The organism is Paraburkholderia atlantica (assembly GCF_000092885.1).
Taxonomy (GTDB): domain Bacteria; phylum Pseudomonadota; class Gammaproteobacteria; order Burkholderiales; family Burkholderiaceae; genus Paraburkholderia; species Paraburkholderia atlantica.
Map to the genome: position 1 here is coordinate 2,173,890 of NC_014117.1, position 15,633 is coordinate 2,189,522.

The 15,633-nt window shown below is 64.7% G+C and carries 17 protein-coding genes and 1 tRNA gene; 10 read left to right on the plus strand and 8 right to left on the minus strand.

Features of this window, described 5'->3' with window-relative positions:
• Window positions 1-30: 30 nt before the first annotated feature.
• Window positions 31-321 (minus strand): helix-turn-helix domain-containing protein, encoded by a 291-nt coding sequence (locus BC1002_RS09645; RefSeq protein ID WP_013089859.1) that lies wholly within the window; start codon window positions 319-321, stop codon window positions 31-33.
• Between the two features lie 29 nt (window positions 322-350).
• Window positions 351-1,784 (minus strand): aminotransferase-like domain-containing protein, encoded by a 1,434-nt coding sequence (locus BC1002_RS09650; protein WP_013089860.1) that lies wholly within the window; start codon window positions 1,782-1,784, stop codon window positions 351-353.
• Between the two features lie 150 nt (window positions 1,785-1,934).
• Between BC1002_RS09650 and BC1002_RS09655 the strand changes: the two genes are divergently transcribed.
• Complete coding sequence (locus tag BC1002_RS09655) at window positions 1,935-4,271, plus strand: FdhF/YdeP family oxidoreductase (RefSeq protein WP_013089861.1); 2,337 nt, start codon at window positions 1,935-1,937, stop codon at window positions 4,269-4,271.
• Between the two features lie 38 nt (window positions 4,272-4,309).
• On the opposite strand, the gene BC1002_RS09660 is transcribed toward BC1002_RS09655, so the two are convergent.
• Window positions 4,310-4,813: a M48 metallopeptidase family protein gene (locus BC1002_RS09660; RefSeq protein ID WP_013089862.1), complete on the minus strand. Its 504-nt coding sequence runs from the start codon at window positions 4,811-4,813 to the stop codon at window positions 4,310-4,312.
• 151 nt (window positions 4,814-4,964) lie between these two features.
• Between BC1002_RS09660 and BC1002_RS09665 the strand changes: the two genes are divergently transcribed.
• Window positions 4,965-5,276, plus strand: a complete 312-nt coding sequence (locus BC1002_RS09665; RefSeq protein WP_085954265.1) for a helix-turn-helix domain-containing protein — start codon at window positions 4,965-4,967, stop codon at window positions 5,274-5,276.
• 73 nt (window positions 5,277-5,349) lie between these two features.
• Here BC1002_RS09665 and BC1002_RS09670 read toward each other — a convergent pair.
• Window positions 5,350-5,434, minus strand: a tRNA-Leu gene (locus BC1002_RS09670).
• A gap of 140 nt (window positions 5,435-5,574) precedes the next feature.
• On the opposite strand from BC1002_RS09670, the gene BC1002_RS09675 reads away from it, so the two are divergent.
• From BC1002_RS09675 to BC1002_RS09710, 8 genes are all read left to right on the plus strand, one after another.
• Window positions 5,575-6,642: a LacI family DNA-binding transcriptional regulator gene (locus tag BC1002_RS09675; RefSeq protein ID WP_013089863.1), complete on the plus strand. Its 1,068-nt coding sequence runs from the start codon at window positions 5,575-5,577 to the stop codon at window positions 6,640-6,642.
• A 93-nt stretch (window positions 6,643-6,735) separates the two neighbouring features.
• On the plus strand, window positions 6,736-7,818 hold the full coding sequence (locus BC1002_RS09680) for an ABC transporter substrate-binding protein (RefSeq protein WP_013089864.1): 1,083 nt from the start codon (window positions 6,736-6,738) through the stop codon (window positions 7,816-7,818).
• Window positions 7,815-8,639 (plus strand): ABC transporter permease, encoded by an 825-nt coding sequence (locus tag BC1002_RS09685; protein WP_013089865.1) that lies wholly within the window; start codon window positions 7,815-7,817, stop codon window positions 8,637-8,639. The genes BC1002_RS09680 and BC1002_RS09685 overlap by 4 nt, the downstream gene beginning before the upstream one ends.
• A 50-nt stretch (window positions 8,640-8,689) precedes the next feature.
• Window positions 8,690-9,610 carry an ABC transporter permease gene (locus BC1002_RS09690; protein WP_041734658.1) on the plus strand — a complete coding sequence of 307 codons (921 nt, stop codon included), beginning with the start codon at window positions 8,690-8,692 and terminating at the stop codon, window positions 9,608-9,610.
• Window positions 9,607-10,653 carry an ABC transporter ATP-binding protein gene (locus BC1002_RS09695; RefSeq protein ID WP_013089867.1) on the plus strand — a complete coding sequence of 349 codons (1,047 nt, stop codon included), beginning with the start codon at window positions 9,607-9,609 and terminating at the stop codon, window positions 10,651-10,653. Before BC1002_RS09690 ends, BC1002_RS09695 begins: the two co-directional genes overlap by 4 nt.
• 57 nt (window positions 10,654-10,710) lie before the next feature.
• Window positions 10,711-11,535, plus strand: coding sequence for a phosphodiesterase (locus tag BC1002_RS09700; protein WP_013089868.1), 825 nt, complete (start codon window positions 10,711-10,713; stop codon window positions 11,533-11,535).
• Between the two features lie 141 nt (window positions 11,536-11,676).
• A complete protein-coding gene (locus BC1002_RS09705; RefSeq protein ID WP_013089869.1) occupies window positions 11,677-12,876 on the plus strand; it encodes an MFS transporter in 1,200 nt (399 codons plus the stop codon).
• Window positions 12,877-13,066: 190 nt separating this feature from the next.
• Complete coding sequence (locus BC1002_RS09710) at window positions 13,067-13,369, plus strand: DUF1493 family protein (RefSeq protein WP_157874688.1); 303 nt, start codon at window positions 13,067-13,069, stop codon at window positions 13,367-13,369.
• A gap of 22 nt (window positions 13,370-13,391) precedes the next feature.
• On the opposite strand, the gene BC1002_RS09715 is transcribed toward BC1002_RS09710, so the two are convergent.
• From BC1002_RS09715 to BC1002_RS36180, 4 genes are all read right to left on the minus strand, one after another.
• Window positions 13,392-13,823, minus strand: a complete 432-nt coding sequence (locus BC1002_RS09715; RefSeq protein ID WP_041734659.1) for a response regulator — start codon at window positions 13,821-13,823, stop codon at window positions 13,392-13,394.
• Between the two features lie 20 nt (window positions 13,824-13,843).
• Window positions 13,844-14,476 (minus strand): response regulator, encoded by a 633-nt coding sequence (locus BC1002_RS09720; protein ID WP_013089872.1) that lies wholly within the window; start codon window positions 14,474-14,476, stop codon window positions 13,844-13,846.
• 182 nt (window positions 14,477-14,658) lie between these two features.
• Window positions 14,659-15,204, minus strand: coding sequence for a ferritin-like domain-containing protein (locus BC1002_RS09725; RefSeq protein ID WP_041734383.1), 546 nt, complete (start codon window positions 15,202-15,204; stop codon window positions 14,659-14,661).
• Between the two features lie 219 nt (window positions 15,205-15,423).
• Window positions 15,424-15,585, minus strand: coding sequence for a DUF1328 domain-containing protein (locus BC1002_RS36180; protein WP_006052455.1), 162 nt, complete (start codon window positions 15,583-15,585; stop codon window positions 15,424-15,426).
• Between the last annotated feature and the right edge of the window lie 48 nt (window positions 15,586-15,633).

The window sequence follows — 15,633 nt, forward strand, 5'->3', positions numbered from 1 at the left end:
TGCGCGCCGGTGCCAAGCGTGCCAACAAGCTCAGTCAGCGGCCGACGACTCACCATCCTCGCCCGTGCCGAACAGCTCCGCGCAAAGCTGCGCGCCGCTTTCGCTCAGCGACGCCGCTCCAGTCCCATCGTCGTGAAACATCGTATCGACGAGACCATCGCCCGACAGCGCCGTCAATTGCCGCCGCAAGCTGCTCATCGGCACGCCGGCCTGCTTCGACAGCTTCGCGAGCGACCACGCGCGCCGGGGCGTCTCGCGATGCGCGCGCCATAGCTGCGCGAGTATCGCGGCGAGTTGCGGGTCGATGTCGTCGTCGTTCATGTCGGTCTTCCTGGGTTGTGTCGCGCCGTTCACGCCATCGCCGTAGCCAGCTCGCCGAGCGTCTTCAACGCCGCCTCGGCCTGCGCGGTCCACGGATAGCTGTAATTCAGCCGGATGAAGTGCCGATAATCGTTGCTCGTCGAAAACATCATCCCCGGCCCGACCGTGATCCCGCGTTCGAGCGCCGCCTGATAAAGCCGCATCGAGTCGATCGCAACCGGCAGCTCGACCCACAGCACGTAGCCGCCGCGCGGCGTCGACACGCGCGTGCCGACCGGGAAGAAGCGCAGCACCAGCGCGCTCATGATGCTCGCCTGTTGCCGGTACACGCGGCGCAGATGCCGCAAATGCCGGTCGTAGCCGTCCTGACGCAGATAATCGGCAACCGCGACCTGCGGCACCGACGGCGTCGTCAGCGTATTCAGGAACTTAAGCTTCTCGACCTGCCCGCGATAACGCCCCGGCAGCGCCCAGCCGATCCGGTACGACGCGGTCAGGCTTTTCGAAAACGACGCACAGTGCAGCACCAGCCCTCCGGTGTCGAAAGTCTTCAGCGTCGATGGCCGCGCGTCGCCGAAGTACAGCTCCTGGTAGACGTCGTTTTCGATCGCGGGAATCTCGTGCGCGGCCAGCAGTTCGACCAGTTGCCGCTTGCGCTCGTCGGACATGCAGAAACCCAGCGGATTCTGAAAATTCGGCATCACCATGCACGCGGCAATCTTCTGCCGCGCGATTATCTTCGCGAGCGCGTCGATGTCGATACCGTCGACCGGATGCGTCGCCACCTCGATCGCGCGCATGCCGAGGCGCTCGATCGCGTGCAGCATCGCGTAGAAGGTCGGCGATTCGACCGCGACGGTATCGCCCGGCTTGGCCACCGCCTGAAGGCTCAGGTTGATCGCCTCGGTCGCGCCGAGCGTGATCACGATTTCGCCCGGATCGACCGGCAGACCGTTTTCCGCATAGCGCCGCGCGATCTGGCGGATCAGCTCGGGGTTGCCCGGCGGCAGATCGTCGATCAGATTCCAGCTCGCGTGCCGCCGTGCGATCGCGTTCGCGTACTGGTTGATGCGCCGCCACGGGAACAGCGACGGATCGGGATACGGCGAGCCGAACGGCACGGCATCGTGCGCGCGGATGCTGCGCAGTGTCGACAGCACGAGCCGGCTCACGTCGACCGTCGCGGGCACCGGCGGCGGCGCGGACGTGCGGCTCGCGCGCGCCGCGGCAGGCATCGGCGCGAGCGCCCGCGCGGCTGCGTCGCGCACGAAATAGCCCGACTGCGGCCGGCTCTCGACGATGCCGCGGCTCTCCAGCAGCGCATACGCGTGCAGCACCGTCTTGATGCTGACGCCGTGCTGCTGACTCGCCTGCCGCACCGACGCAATCCGCTCGCCAGCCGCGAACACGCCGCGGCGCACGGCTTCGGTGATTTCGTCGGCGAGTTTTTCGTAGAGCTTCATGCGATTCGGGCGGAGTCGGGCGGGTTCAGGGATCGTCGCGCAACTGTACTCCTGTTCTTTCCGATTTTCTGTATCCGACATGCATTGTGGAACACAGTACGCTACGGGCATTGGTCTGCAAAGCCTGTCAAATCTTTCCATCGCCACGTCATGAAGAAGAACGAAGCACAAGCCGAAGCCCGCATCGAGCCGTACAAGCACCCCGCCGCCGGCTGGGGCGCGCTGAAGTATGTCGCCATCAACCTGCTGAAGGAAAAGGTCGCGGGCGGCAACTACCGCACGCTGCTCAAGCAGAACCAGCCCGACGGCTTCGACTGCCCCGGCTGTGCATGGCCGGATCGCGAGCACGCGTCGACGTTCGAGTTCTGCGAAAACGGCGTGAAGGCCGTGGCTGCCGAGGCCACCGGCAAGCGCGTGACGCCCGCGTTCTTCGAGCAGCACAGCGTCACCGAGCTGATGACGCAATCCGACTTCGAGCTCGAGCAGCACGGCCGCCTGACCGATCCCCTCGTCTACGACGCCGCGCGCGACCGCTATGTGCCGATCGGCTGGGACGACGCGTTCGCGCTGATCGCGAGCCATCTGAAGCGCCTCGACGATCCGAACCGCGCCGCGTTCTATACGTCGGGGCGCGCGAGCAACGAAGCCGCGTTCCTGTACCAGCTGTTCGTACGCATGTACGGCACAAACAATTTTCCCGATTGCTCGAACATGTGCCACGAGGCGACGAGCCGTGGCCTGCCGCACACGGTCGGCATCGGCAAGGGCACGGTCACGCTCGACGACTTCGAACACGCGGATACGCTGCTGATCTTCGGCCAGAACCCGGCCACCAACCATCCGCGCATGCTCGGCGAGTTGCGCGAATGCGCGAAGCGCGGCGCCACGATCGTGTCGATCAATCCGCTGAAGGAGCGCGGCCTCGAACGTTTCGCGAGCCCGCAGCATCCGGTCGAAATGCTGACGATGGGCAGCACCAGAATCAGCTCGGTGTTCATCCGACCGAAGGTCGGCGGCGATTTCGCGCTGCTTAAGGGCGTCGCCAAACGCGTGCTCGAACTCGACGACGAAGCGCTCGTGTCGGGCCTCGAGCGCGTACTCGACGTCGACTTCATCGCCGAACACACGGTCGGTTTCGCCGCCTTCGCTGACGATCTGCGCGCCGAGCGCTGGGACACGATCGTGGCCGAGGCCGGCGTGCCGCTCGACGAGGTGCTGAAGCTCGCCGATATCTATGTGAAGGGCCGCGCGGTGATTTCGACCTGGGGCATGGGTCTCACGCAGCACAAGAACTCGGTCGCGACGGTGCAGTTGCTGTCGAATCTGATGATGATGCGCGGCAATATCGGCCGGCGCGGCGCGGGGCTGTGCCCGGTGCGCGGCCACTCGAACGTGCAGGGCGACCGCACCGTCGGCATCGAGGAAAAGCCTACTGAAGCGTTTCTCGACCGCCTCGGCGCAGCCTACGATTTCGCGCCGCCGCGCGAGCACGGACTCGATGTCGTCAACACGATTCAGGCGATGCTCGATGGCAACGTGAAAGTGTTCATCGGCCTCGGCGGCAATTTCTCGATCGCGACGCCGGACACGCCGCGCACGTGGGACGCGATGCGCGCATGCGAGCTGACCGTGCACGTGACGACGAAGCTCAATCGCAGCCACCTCGTGCACGGCCGCGACGCGCTGATCCTGCCGACGCTCGGGCGCACCGAGATCGATATTCAGAACGGCGTGGCGCAAGGCGTCAGCGTCGAGGATTCGATGAGCATGGTGCACATCTCGTACGGGATGAACAAGCCGGCGTCGGACAATCTGCTATCCGAAGTGGCGATCGTCGCGCGGATGGCGCATGCGACTTTGGGCAGCGGCAAGGTGGACTGGCTCGCGCATGCGGCCGACTACGCGCTGATTCGCGATGGCATTGCGAAGGTGATCGACGGCTTCGACGACTACAACGAGCGCCTGAAGAAGCCGGGCGGTTTCCATCTCGGCGTCGCGTCGCGCGATCGCATCTGGAAGACGCCGAGCGGCAAGGCGCAGTTCATCGCCCACGCGATCGCGCTCGACACGCCGATTCATCAGGCGAAGAAACGTCACGGCGAACGCCTGATGACGCTGATGACCACGCGCTCGCATGATCAGTACAACACGACGATTTATGGTCTCGATGATCGCTATCGCGGCGTGTACGGACAGCGGCGCGTGCTGTTCGCCAACAAGGACGATCTCGCGATGCTCGGGTTCGCGGCCGGTCAGCGCGTCGATATCACGAGCGTGTGGGCCGATGGCATCGAGCGACGGGTGGACGGCTTTCTGCTAGTCGAATATGACATTCCGCGCGGCTGCCTCGGCGCTTACTATCCGGAGACGAATCCGCTGGTGCCGCTCTCCTCGGTCGCGGATGGCGCGGGGACGCCGACGTCGAAGTCGATTCCGGTTTTGCTGACCGCGTCGGCGGTGCAGGATGCCGCTGCTCTGGCGGCCTGAAGTCAGCTCTATTTTCCGCGCCTGCCGCGCGGCGTCCCTCACACGGGCTTTTTCGCCAGATCGCGATGCGTCAGATACAGACGTAGATCGAATTCGATCTGGTGGTAACCCGGCTGCATGAACTCGCACAGACGATAGAACGCCTTGTTGTGATCGCTCTCTTTCAGATGCGCGAGTTCATGCACGACGATCATCTTCAGAAACTCCGGCGCCGCGCCCTTGAATAACGACGCGATGCGGATTTCCTTCTTCGCCTTCAGCTTGCTGCCCTGCACGCGCGAAATGCTCGTATGCAGGCCGAGCGCGTGACGCATCACGTCGAGCTTGCTGTCGTAAGTGACCTTGTCGATCTGCTCCGCGTTGCGCAGGTGTTCGCGTTTCAGCTCGGCGCAGTACTCGTAGAGCGCGCGGTCGGTTTGCACCTCGTGCGTGTTCGGGTACTTCTGCGCGAGGTAGGAGCCGAGCTGATCGTCGGCGATCAGCGTTCTCACCTTGTCTTGCAGAGGTGCGGGGTAGCCGGTCAGGTATTTGAGCGAAGACATGAAGGCGGATTGCGGTTGGCGGGGGTGATATTACGCTCTAGCGGATGCTACGGTTTGCGATTCGTCTGTTTGTTGTCCAGACGCCTGGTCAACGTCACAGCCCTGCACGAGCGGTCGAGTTGGCTTCATCCGGTCAACGCCGAAAACTTATATTGTCCAGATCATCAACGGGCCGGACGGGAAGCCCGCCTTCGTCGTCATTCCCTACGCGGATTACATGACTGAGCGCAATGCGGACCGAAACCTGATTCCGAACGACGTCGCGAGCCGCACGGTTGACGGCGCTTCACCGGTACGCGCATGGCGCGAACATCTCGGTTTCACTCAGGCGGACATCGCGGCGCGTCTTGGCATCAGCCAGTCTGCTTATGCACAACAGGAAAACAGCGACCGTCTGCGCAAATCATCGCGCGAAAAGATCGCGGCCGCGCTCGGTATCAGCGCGAAGCAACTGGACTTCTGATCGGGAAAACTGGAGAGCGAGATCGGCACGGCGATCATCGGCGTGCGCGCTTCGTGCCTGTCATTTGAAACTCTGGTGCCGGGGACCGGACTTGAACCGGCAAGCCCGAAGGCGGCGGATTTTAAGTCCGCTATGTTTACCAATTTCATCACCCCGGCAGGGTCGCAATCGCGCGTGGTCGCGAATTCTACCATCGCCTCGCCGGAGCCCCAAGAACGCCCGACACCACGTTCATCCCCAAGTCACAAACCTTGCCGATAATCCGCTCACGAAAACGATTACAGCGGACCGCAAACCGATGACGCCGACGATCAAGGATGTCGCCGCCCACGCGGGCTTTTCCATCGCCACGGTATCGCGCGCGATCAACGCGCCGCATACCGTGAACCCCATCACGCTCGACAAGGTACGTCAGTCGATCGACGCGCTGAACTTCCGCCCAAGCCCGCTCGGCAGGCAATTGCGCGGCGAGCGTACGCGCCTGATCGGCGTCGTTCTGCCGACTCTCGCAAACCCGGTGTTCGCCGAATGCCTGCAAGGCATCGACGATCTCGCGTCGGCGCAAGGCTATCGGCTGATGCTGATGACCACGCAGTACGACGTGGACCGCGAACGTCACGCGATCGAAACGCTGCGCGAGCATCGCGTCGAAGGCCTGATCCTGACCGTCGCCGATGCCGACACCCATCCGCTGCTCGACGAACTCGACCGCGACGGCCTGCTGTACGTGCTGATGCACAACGACACGGTACGCCGCCCGTCGGTGTCGGTCGACAACCGCCTCGCCGCCTACGACGGCGTGTGCCGGCTCATCGCAAACGGCCATCGCCGCATCCTGATGCTGGCCGGCTCGTTCGCCGCGTCGGATCGCGCGCGTCAGCGGCATCTCGGCTACACCCAGGCGATGCAGCAGGCCGGCCTCACGGCCGCGCCCGCGCTCGAAGTCGATTTCAACGCCGACGAACTCGCGCCGTCCGTGCTCGCGCACCTGACGCACGGCGCAAACCGTCCGACCGCCCTCTTCTGCAGCAACGATCTGCTCGCGATGGTCGTGATGCGCGGCCTGCGCCGCGCGCGGCTGAGAATTCCGCAGGACATGTCGATTCTCGGCTTCGACGGCCTCGCGATGGGCGAACTGCTGTCGCCCGCGCTCGCCAGCATCTGCGCGCCGAATCGCGAGATCGGCCGCGCGGCGTGGCAGCGTCTGCTCGCACGCATCGGCGGCGCTCGCGACGAGCGCACATTCCCCGCCACCTCGCTCGCATTGACCTTGCCGCACAGCGTGCGCGAAGGCGCGACGATCGCGGCGCTCGGGTCGCAGACAGATCACTACAGGGCATCACCAACGCAAGGGCTGACCGCCTAGCAGCCTTCGCGCAATACAACCGCTTGCAACCACCTTTTACGGGCCCGGAGTCAGTGCGAAAGCACTTGCACCGATCGACACAGGAGACCTGCAGTGACCCGCTCGACCTCACGCTTCGCCACCTCGCGCAATCCGCTCTGGCAGAAACTCTCGCACGCCGCCGCGACCGTACTGCCGGCGAGCCTGCTCGTCGCCGGCGCGGCCCTCGTCACGCTCGCGCCGCAAAGCGCGCGCGCCGATGAAACCGCGATCTGCTACAACTGCCCGCCCGAATGGGCCGACTGGGCGAGCCAGATCAAGGCGATCCAGCAAAAGACCGGCATTCGCGTGCCGTTCGACAACAAGAACTCGGGCCAATCGATCGCGCAGCTGATGGCCGAGCAGAAAAGCCCGGTCGCCGATGTCGTGTATCTCGGCGTGTCGTCGGCGTTCCAGGTCAAGGATAAGGGCGTGATCCAGCCGTACAAGCCCGCGCATTGGGACGACATTCCCGCCGGCCTGAAAGACCCGCAAGGCTACTGGTTCACGATCCACTCGGGCACCCTCGGCTTCTTCGTCAACAGGGACGCGCTCGAAGGCAAGCCGGTGCCGCGCTCGTGGGCAGATCTGCTGAAGCCCGAATACAAAGGCATGATCGGCTACCTCGATCCGTCGAGCGCGTTCGTCGGCTATGCGGGCGCGGTCGCGGTGAACCAGGCGCTCGGCGGCACGCTCGACAACTTCGAGCCGGGCCTCGACTGGTTCCGCAAGCTCAAGGCGAACGCGCCGATCGTGCCGAAGCAAACCGCGTACGCGCGCGTGCTGTCGGGCGAAATTCCGATCCTGCTCGACTACGACTTCGATGCGTACCGTGCGAAGTACAAGGATCACGCGAACGTCGAGTTCGTGATTCCGCAGGAAGGCACGATCTCGGTGCCGTACGTGATGAGCCTCGTGAAGGGCGCACCGCACGAAACGAACGGCAAGAAGGTGCTCGATTTCGTGCTGTCCGACGAAGGCCAGAAACTGTGGTCGCAGGCGTATCTGCGACCGGTGCGCGCGAGCGCGATGAATGCCGAGACCGCCGCGCAGTTCCTGCCCGCGAATGAATACGCGCGCGCCAAGCCGGTCGACTTCGCGAAGATGGCCGAGAAGCAGTCGGGCTTCGGCGAGCGCTATCTGCAGGTGATGCATTGAACGACGTCACGTTCCCGCTGCGCTGGCGCATCGCATTGCTGGCGCCGGCGCTGGCGGTGTTCATCGCGTTCTGGCTGCTGCCGATGGGCGCGCTCGCGCAGCTCTCCGGCGGCGGCCACGCATTCGCGACCTATCGCGCGATGCTGACCAATCCGCGCTATATGTCGAGCCTTGGCGCGACCGTCGTGCTGTCGGCGGCGGTCACGGCGGCCACGCTGGTGCTATCGGTGATCGCGGGGCTGCTGCTCGCGCGCCGCGAATTCGCCGGCAAGCGCACGCTACTCGCGCTGCTGACGTTTCCGCTCGCGTTTCCCGGCGTCGTCGTGGGCTTCATGGTCATCATGCTCGCCGGACGTCAGGGGTTGATCGGCGCGCTGTCGCTGAAGCTCGCGGGCGATCGTTGGGTGTTCGCGTATTCGATGAGCGGCCTGTTTCTCGGCTATCTGTACTTCTCGATTCCGCGCGTGATCGTCACCGTGATGGCCTCCGCGACCAAGCTCGATGCGTCGCTCGAAGAGGCCGCGCGCTCGCTCGGCGCATCGCCGTGGCGCATCATGCGCGACATCGTGCTGCCGGCGCTGTCGCCCGGACTGATCGCGGCGGGCGCCGTATGCTTCGCGACCGCGATGGGCGCCTTCGGCACCGCGTTCACGCTCGCCACCGACATCGACGTGCTGCCGATGACCATCTATACCGAGTTCACGCTGAACGCGAACATGGTGACCGCCGCGGGTCTTTCGATCGTGCTGGGCATCGTCACGTGGGCGGTGCTGGCGATCGCGCGCAGCGCGAGCGGTTCGGGCGTGGCGGCGAGCGCATGAACGGCGCGTCGCCTGAAGCCAGCGTGAGCGCACATAACGACAATCTATCCATGAACTCAGTTACGGTCTCCTCGCCCTCCTCGCCGTCGCAGCCGGCCGCGGGACCGCGCGCGCGACGCGCATGGCCTTCCACGCGAAGCTGGCTCGCCGCGGGTCAATGGTTCGTCACACTGCTGCTGTGCGCCTTCCTGATCGTGCCGGTCGTCATGTCGATCGTCGCGGGGCTGACGGTCAACTACTTCAAGGGCGTGTCGAGCGGACTCACGCTGCGCTGGCTCGTCGAAGTGTGGACCCAGTATCACGGCTCTGTGTGGCTGTCGCTCGAAGTGGCCGCGGCGACGCTCGTCGTCACGCTGGTGACCGGCGTGCCTGCGGGCTACGTGCTCGCGCGCAGCAAGACGCGCTTCGCACGCATCGTCGAGGAGTTTCTGGTGCTGCCGATCGCGCTGCCCGGCCTCGCTTCGGCGCTGGCGCTGCTGGTGATCTACGGCGGCTTCACCGCATTCCGGATGAGCGCGGCGTTCATCGTGGTCGGGCATGTGGTGTTCACGCTGCCGTTCATGGTGCGCGCGGTCGCCGCGGTCTGCGCGAGCAGCGATCTGCGCACGCTCGAAGAAGGCGCGGCAAGCCTCGGCGCGGGCTTCTTCACGCGCTTCGTCACGATCGTGCTGCCGAACGCGCGGCCCGGCATCGTCGCGGGCGCACTCGCGGTGCTGACGCTGTCGATCGGCGAATTCAACCTCACGTGGATGCTGCACACGCCCGATACGAAGACGCTGCCGGTCGGCCTCGCCGATACCTACGCGTCGATGCGCATCGAGATCGGCAGCGCTTACACGATCCTGTTTTTCATCATGACGATGCCGCTGCTCGTCGCGATGCAATGGCTCGGCGTCGATGCGACCGGCCAGCGCAGCGCGTCGAAAAAGCGCGGCGCCGCCTCTTGCCCTAAACCCATCGACACGCCATGAAACTGACCTCGGTTCCCATCACGCTCACGCAGTGCGCCAAAACGTTTCGCGGCACGCGCGTGCTCGAACCGCTCGACCTGTCGATTGGCGCGGGCGAAACTCTCGTGCTGCTCGGACCGTCGGGCTGCGGCAAGACGACGACGCTGCGCCTGATCGCCGGCCTCGAAACCCCGGACGCGGGCGGCCGCATCGCATTCGGCGACGACGACGTGACCACGCTGCCGATCGAAAAACGCGCGGTCGGCATGGTGTTCCAGAGCTACGCGCTGTTTCCGAACCTGACCGTGCGCGGCAACATCGGCTACGGTCTGAAGATCAAGCGTGTGCCGGCGGCCATCGCCCGGCAACGCGTCGACGAACTGCTCGGCATGATGCGGCTAACCGCTCACGCGGACAAACCGATCGATCAACTGTCGGGCGGCCAGCGTCAACGTGTGGCGCTCGCGCGCGCGCTCGCGGTGCAGCCGCGCGTGCTGCTGCTCGACGAACCGCTGACCGCGCTCGACGCGCGTCTGCGCGACGCATTGCGCACCGAGATGAACGCGCTGTTGCGCGAGCTCGGCATCACCACCGTTTACGTGACCCACGATCAGGCCGAAGCAATGGAGCTCGGCGATCGCATCGTCGTGATGAGCGCGGGACGCATCGAGCAGATCGGCTCGCCGCGTGACATCTACTATCGCCCGGCCAATCGCACGGTCGCGCAGTTCGTCGGCACGATCAACCGTATCGCGGGCGAGCCGCGCGACGGCATGCTGACGACGAGCGGCGGCGCCGTGCCGTTGCCCGCGCATGCGTCGAATCCGAACGGCGCGCACGAGATCTTCTTTCGCCCCGAGGACGCACGGCTCACCGACCCCGCGCTCGCGCAACTGCGCGGCCAGATCGAAAGCACCGCGTTCCTCGGCGAACGCACGCGCCTGACGATCGGCGGCGCCGCGCCCGAGCCGCTTTTCGTCGACGTCGCGGGTCGTATCGAGCTTGCGCGCGGCACGCCGGTTGGTATCTCGATCGAGCAGGACGCACTGATTGCGCTATCGTAGGTACAAACAGCGCCGCAGCCTGGCGCTCAACACGAAGCAACCCGAAGGACCTCTGTCATGCTGCTGGCTCAAATAAGCGACCTGCATATCAAGCAACCCGGCGCACTCGCGTATCGCCGAGTCGATACCGCTCCGTACCTCGCGCGTTGCATCGACGCGCTGAACGCGCTCACACCGCGCCCCGACGCGGTGCTGATGACCGGCGACCTCGTCGATCAGGGTGACCCTCGGCAGTATGCGCACCTGAAGACACTGCTCGATCGGCTCGAGATCCCTTACTTCCTGATGGTCGGCAATCACGACGAACGCAACGCGTTGCGCGCGGCGTTTCCCGAGCGCGAGGAATTGCTAAGCGGCGGCGAGTTCGTGCAGTACGCGGTCGACGTCGGCCCGCTGCGCGTGATCGCACTGGATTCGCTGGTGCCCGGCTCGAGCGCCGGCATGCTGTGTGACACGCGGCTCGCGTGGCTCGCGCAGCAACTCGATGCGGCGCACGGCAAGCCGGTCGTGGTCGCGCTGCATCACCCGCCGTTCGCGTGCGGCATCGGACATATGGACGAGATCCGGCTCGACCCGGCGGCATCGGACAAGCTCGCGGCGCTGATCGCCCGCTATCCCAACGTCGAGCGCGTGCTCTGCGGGCACGTGCATCGCTCGATGTTCGTGCGCTTCGGCGGCACGATCGCGAGCGCGATTCCAGCGCCCGCGCATCAGGTGGCGCTCGATTTTCGCGAAGAAGGACCGTCGGCGTTCGTGATGGAGCCGCCCGCTTACGCGCTGCATTACTACGCTCCGGAGACGGGCATCGTCACGCATCATGCGTATGTCGATGCGGCCGACGGCCCGTATCCGTTCTACGACGCTGGCGCGTTGATCGACTGAAACGGGCGGTATATCTCTCTGCAACCTGATAGCGGCCGCGCGAGCGAGCCTCGCGCGGCCGTCAGCAGGAACCCCACCGCTCCGGTATGATCGGCACGCTTGAGGACCGCGCATGGGCCGGTCCGTCGATCCGCCTCCGTCATGTCCACTTCCGACGCTTCCACTTCCGCTTCCTCCGCCCGGTCGTTGCGCGGCGTGTTGCTGCTGCTCGCGACGATCGCTGGTGTCTCGGTCGCGAACATCTACTTCAATCAGCCGCTGCTCGACAACTTGCGCCAATCGTTTCCGGACAGCGCGTCCTGGGTCGGAGCGGTGCCTGCCGTCACGCAGCTCGGCTACGCCGCCGGCATGCTGCTGCTCGCGCCGCTCGGCGACCGCTTCGACCGGCGTCTGTTGATCCTGCTGCAGATCGCCGGCCTGTGCGGCGCGCTCGTCGTCGCGGCGTCGGCACCGACGCTCGCGGTGCTGATCGTCACGAGTCTCGCGATCGGCGTACTCGCGACGATCGCGCAACAGGCGGTGCCGTTCGCGGCCGAACTCGCACCGCCCTCCGAGCGCGGCCACGCGGTCGGCACCGTGATGAGCGGCCTCTTGCTCGGCATCCTGCTCGCGCGGACCGCGGCGGGCATCGTCGGCGAATACTTCGGCTGGCGCGCGGTGTTCGGCGCATCGGTCGTCGCGCTGCTCGCGCTCGCGGTCGTCATCATTTTGCGTCTGCCGAAGAGCCAGCCGACTTCGACGCTGCCGTACGGCAAGCTGCTCGTGTCGATGTGGCATCTGGTGACCGAGCATCGCGCGCTGCGTGAGGCGTCGCTGACCGGCGCGGCGTTGTTCGGCGCGTTCAGCCTTTTCTGGTCGGTGCTCGCGCTGCTGCTCGCGGGCGCGCCGTTTCATCTCGGGCCGCAGGCGGCGGGGCTGTTCGGTATCGTCGGCGCGGCTGGCGCGCTCGCCGCACCGCTGGCGGGCAAGTTCGCCGACCGGCGTGGACCGCGCGCGATCATCACCGTGTCGCTCGTGCTGGTCGTGATCGCGTTCGTGATCTTCGGCGCGTCGGCGAAGAGCATCGCGGGACTCGTGGTCGGCGTGATCATTCTCGACATCGGCGTGCAGGCCGCGCAGATTTCCAATCAGTCGCGCATCTATGCGTTGAAGCCCGATGCGCGCAGCCGCGTGAATACCGTGTACATGGTCGCGTATTTCATCGGCGGGGCGCTGGGCTCGGGTGTCGGCGCGATCGTGTGGCCGGCGTTCGGGTGGATTGGCGTCACGATCGCGGGGATCGGGTTTGCCGGGCTCGGCGCGTGGAATCATTTGCGCTTGCCGGCGCGGGCGGGGAATTGATATCAGGCTGATCAGGGCCGGATCAGAATCGTCTTGTCGATTTGCCACCGCTGGCGGAGCCTGCTAACGCCTGTCGCATTCCGTCGCGCGTAATCATCCTTCGCCCATTTCATTACTCGTCGTTACTGGATAGCTTAACGGACTGGTGTGGCACGAGTCGAAGATTCGCGCCATTGTTCATCGACGCGTTATGCGTTGTCCCCTGCCCGATCAAGTCCACACGCGCGACATGGATCTGTATCACGATCTGGAGTGGGAGCCGCCGAAAATCGTCGACGTGATGCGGGCATGGGCTGAACGCTTCAATGTGGACCTGCGCGATTTCGACGTCGCATATTACGTTCCATCCGCCAACATGCGAAAGCGCGACATCGTCGCGGCCGCGTTGAAGTCCCCGTTTAGTGCCAGCGCGCGAGAATTACTCGGTGGACGTTCGCTTACCCTTGGGATGCTCGAAGAAACCATGAAGCGCGGATCATTGGAAACCGACTAGAAGCGTCCGCCAGCGCGAGTTCTTACTCGTCGCCACCCCGCCCCAACGCATACTCATGCAGCGCATCGAGCACACGATCGAACTCGAACGATTTGTCGTAAAAGTGCCGCACACCGTACTGCTCGCAGCGCGCTCGATACGCGGGCAACGCATGATTGGTCAGCACCGCCGCGAACATCGAATCGATCAGCCCCTCGCGCTGCAGATACGCGAGCACCGGCACGCCCGAGCCCTGCTTCAGCTGCAAATCGACGATCACCGCGTCGAATGCTTCGTCGCCGAGCAACGCGATCGCCTGATCGGCGGAATCGGCATAAGCGGCCACGCGCAGCAGGCCCGAAGCATCGATCGCTTCCACGAGGCTGCGGCGAATCAGCGGCGAATCCTCGATCAGCAGCACGCGCAACGGCGCGCGGCTGGCTGGATCGGTAGCAGGGTTCGATTCGCTGTTCATCGGGATGTCTCGATCGTCCGTCATTCGATCAGACCATTCTTGATCGCGTAATACGTGAGGTCCGCGTTGTTCGCGAGTCGCATCTTCTCGAGCACCCGCGCGCGATACGTGCTCACCGTTTTAACCGACAGATGCAGTTCTTCGGCGATCTCCGTCGGCAACTGGCCGGCCGCGAGCTTGCAGAAGATCTGGAATTCGCGCTCCGACAGCGCCTCATGCGGACGCCCGGCGGCGGGCTTGTCGAGATTGTCGGCAAGCGTATCGGCAACCGCCTCCGACAGATAGCGATGCCCGCGCGCGACCGAGCGGATCGCGCGCACGATTTCCTCGGGCTCGCAGTCCTTGTTCAGATAGCCGTTCGCGCCTGCGCGCAGCAGATTGATCGCGTACTGGCTCTCGGGGTAGCCCGACAGGATCAGCACGCCCTGCTCGGGACGCACCTGCTTGATCACCCGCAACGTATCGATGCCGTTCTTGTCCGGCATCGCGATGTCGAGCAGCACCACGTCGAAGGCCTGCTCGCGCACGAGGCCGATCGCTTCCTCGCCGGTGGCGGCCTCGGCGGCGACGCACATATCCGGCTCGTCGGCGACGAACTGTCTGAAACCACCTCGAACGATCGCATGATCGTCAGCTATCAGCACTCGAATCATCGGTTGGGTGTCCGTGCAAAGGGAGTCGCTCCTAAGCCGACATTGTAATGAGCCGGGGCCACGACTGAACGCGAAATGCGCGGGCGGCTTCGCACCGTAGCCGCCGGCATTCGCGGGTTCGCTGGCGCCCGGTCGACGCTTTTTCGCCGCGTCTTCCGTCGCCTTCCTGTCACCTTGGCGTGCTATTCACGCCCCGCGAGCAGATCCGCCATATCGTCGGCATGCTCTTCCTCGACCGCGAGAATCTCCTCGAACAGCCGGCGCGTGGTCACGTCCTTCTCGCCGAGATAGCGGACGATCTCGCGGTACGTGTCGATCGCGATGCGCTCCGCGATCAGGTTCTCGCGAATCATGTCGGTCAGATCGGTGCCTTCCTTGTATTCCGAATGCGCGCGTGCCTTTATGCCGTCCGGCGCGAAATCGGGTTCGCCGCCAAGCTGCACGATGCGCTCGGCGATGCGATCGGCGTGTTCCTGCTCCTCGCTCGCATGCTCGGCGAATTCCGTCGCGACCGCCTCGGAGTTGATGCCCTTCGCCATGAAGTAGTGCCGCTTGTAGCGCAGCGTGCAGACGAGCTCGGTGGCGAGCGCGTCGTTCAGCAGCTTGAGCACCGTGTCGCGATTCGCGCCGTAAGTCGGCGTGACCGGACCATCCGACATATGCTTGCGCGCGTCCTCGCGGATCTTCTTGATGTCCATCACGAACGTGTCGCCAGATTGCTTCATCATCGAACTTCTCCTTTATCCGGTATTGGGGGAATCGCGCATCAGCACGCGTCGCGCCTGATGCGCCGAGGGTGGAATGACGGCGCGTTTCGAACGCCGGCGCCTCGATCGAAGGATTCAGACGCCGTGCGTTCACGCGCCTTGTTGACTACCTGTTTCTATGTATACGTATTGCGTACTTCGCTGCCGATTTCGTGTTGCGTTCATCCACGGCTCGCGCCGCTAGGTTCGAAACACGCCGAGCAGCAACGTGACCACGAACACGACGAGGAAGATGTAGAACAGGATCTTCGCGATTTCGGCCGCGCCGGCCGCGATGCCGGTAAAGCCGAACACCGCCGCGATGATCGCAATCACGAAGAAGACGATGGCATAGTGAAGCATGGCATTTCTCCCTTTTGTTGGCCTTGCAATCGACTACCAGCAAACCAC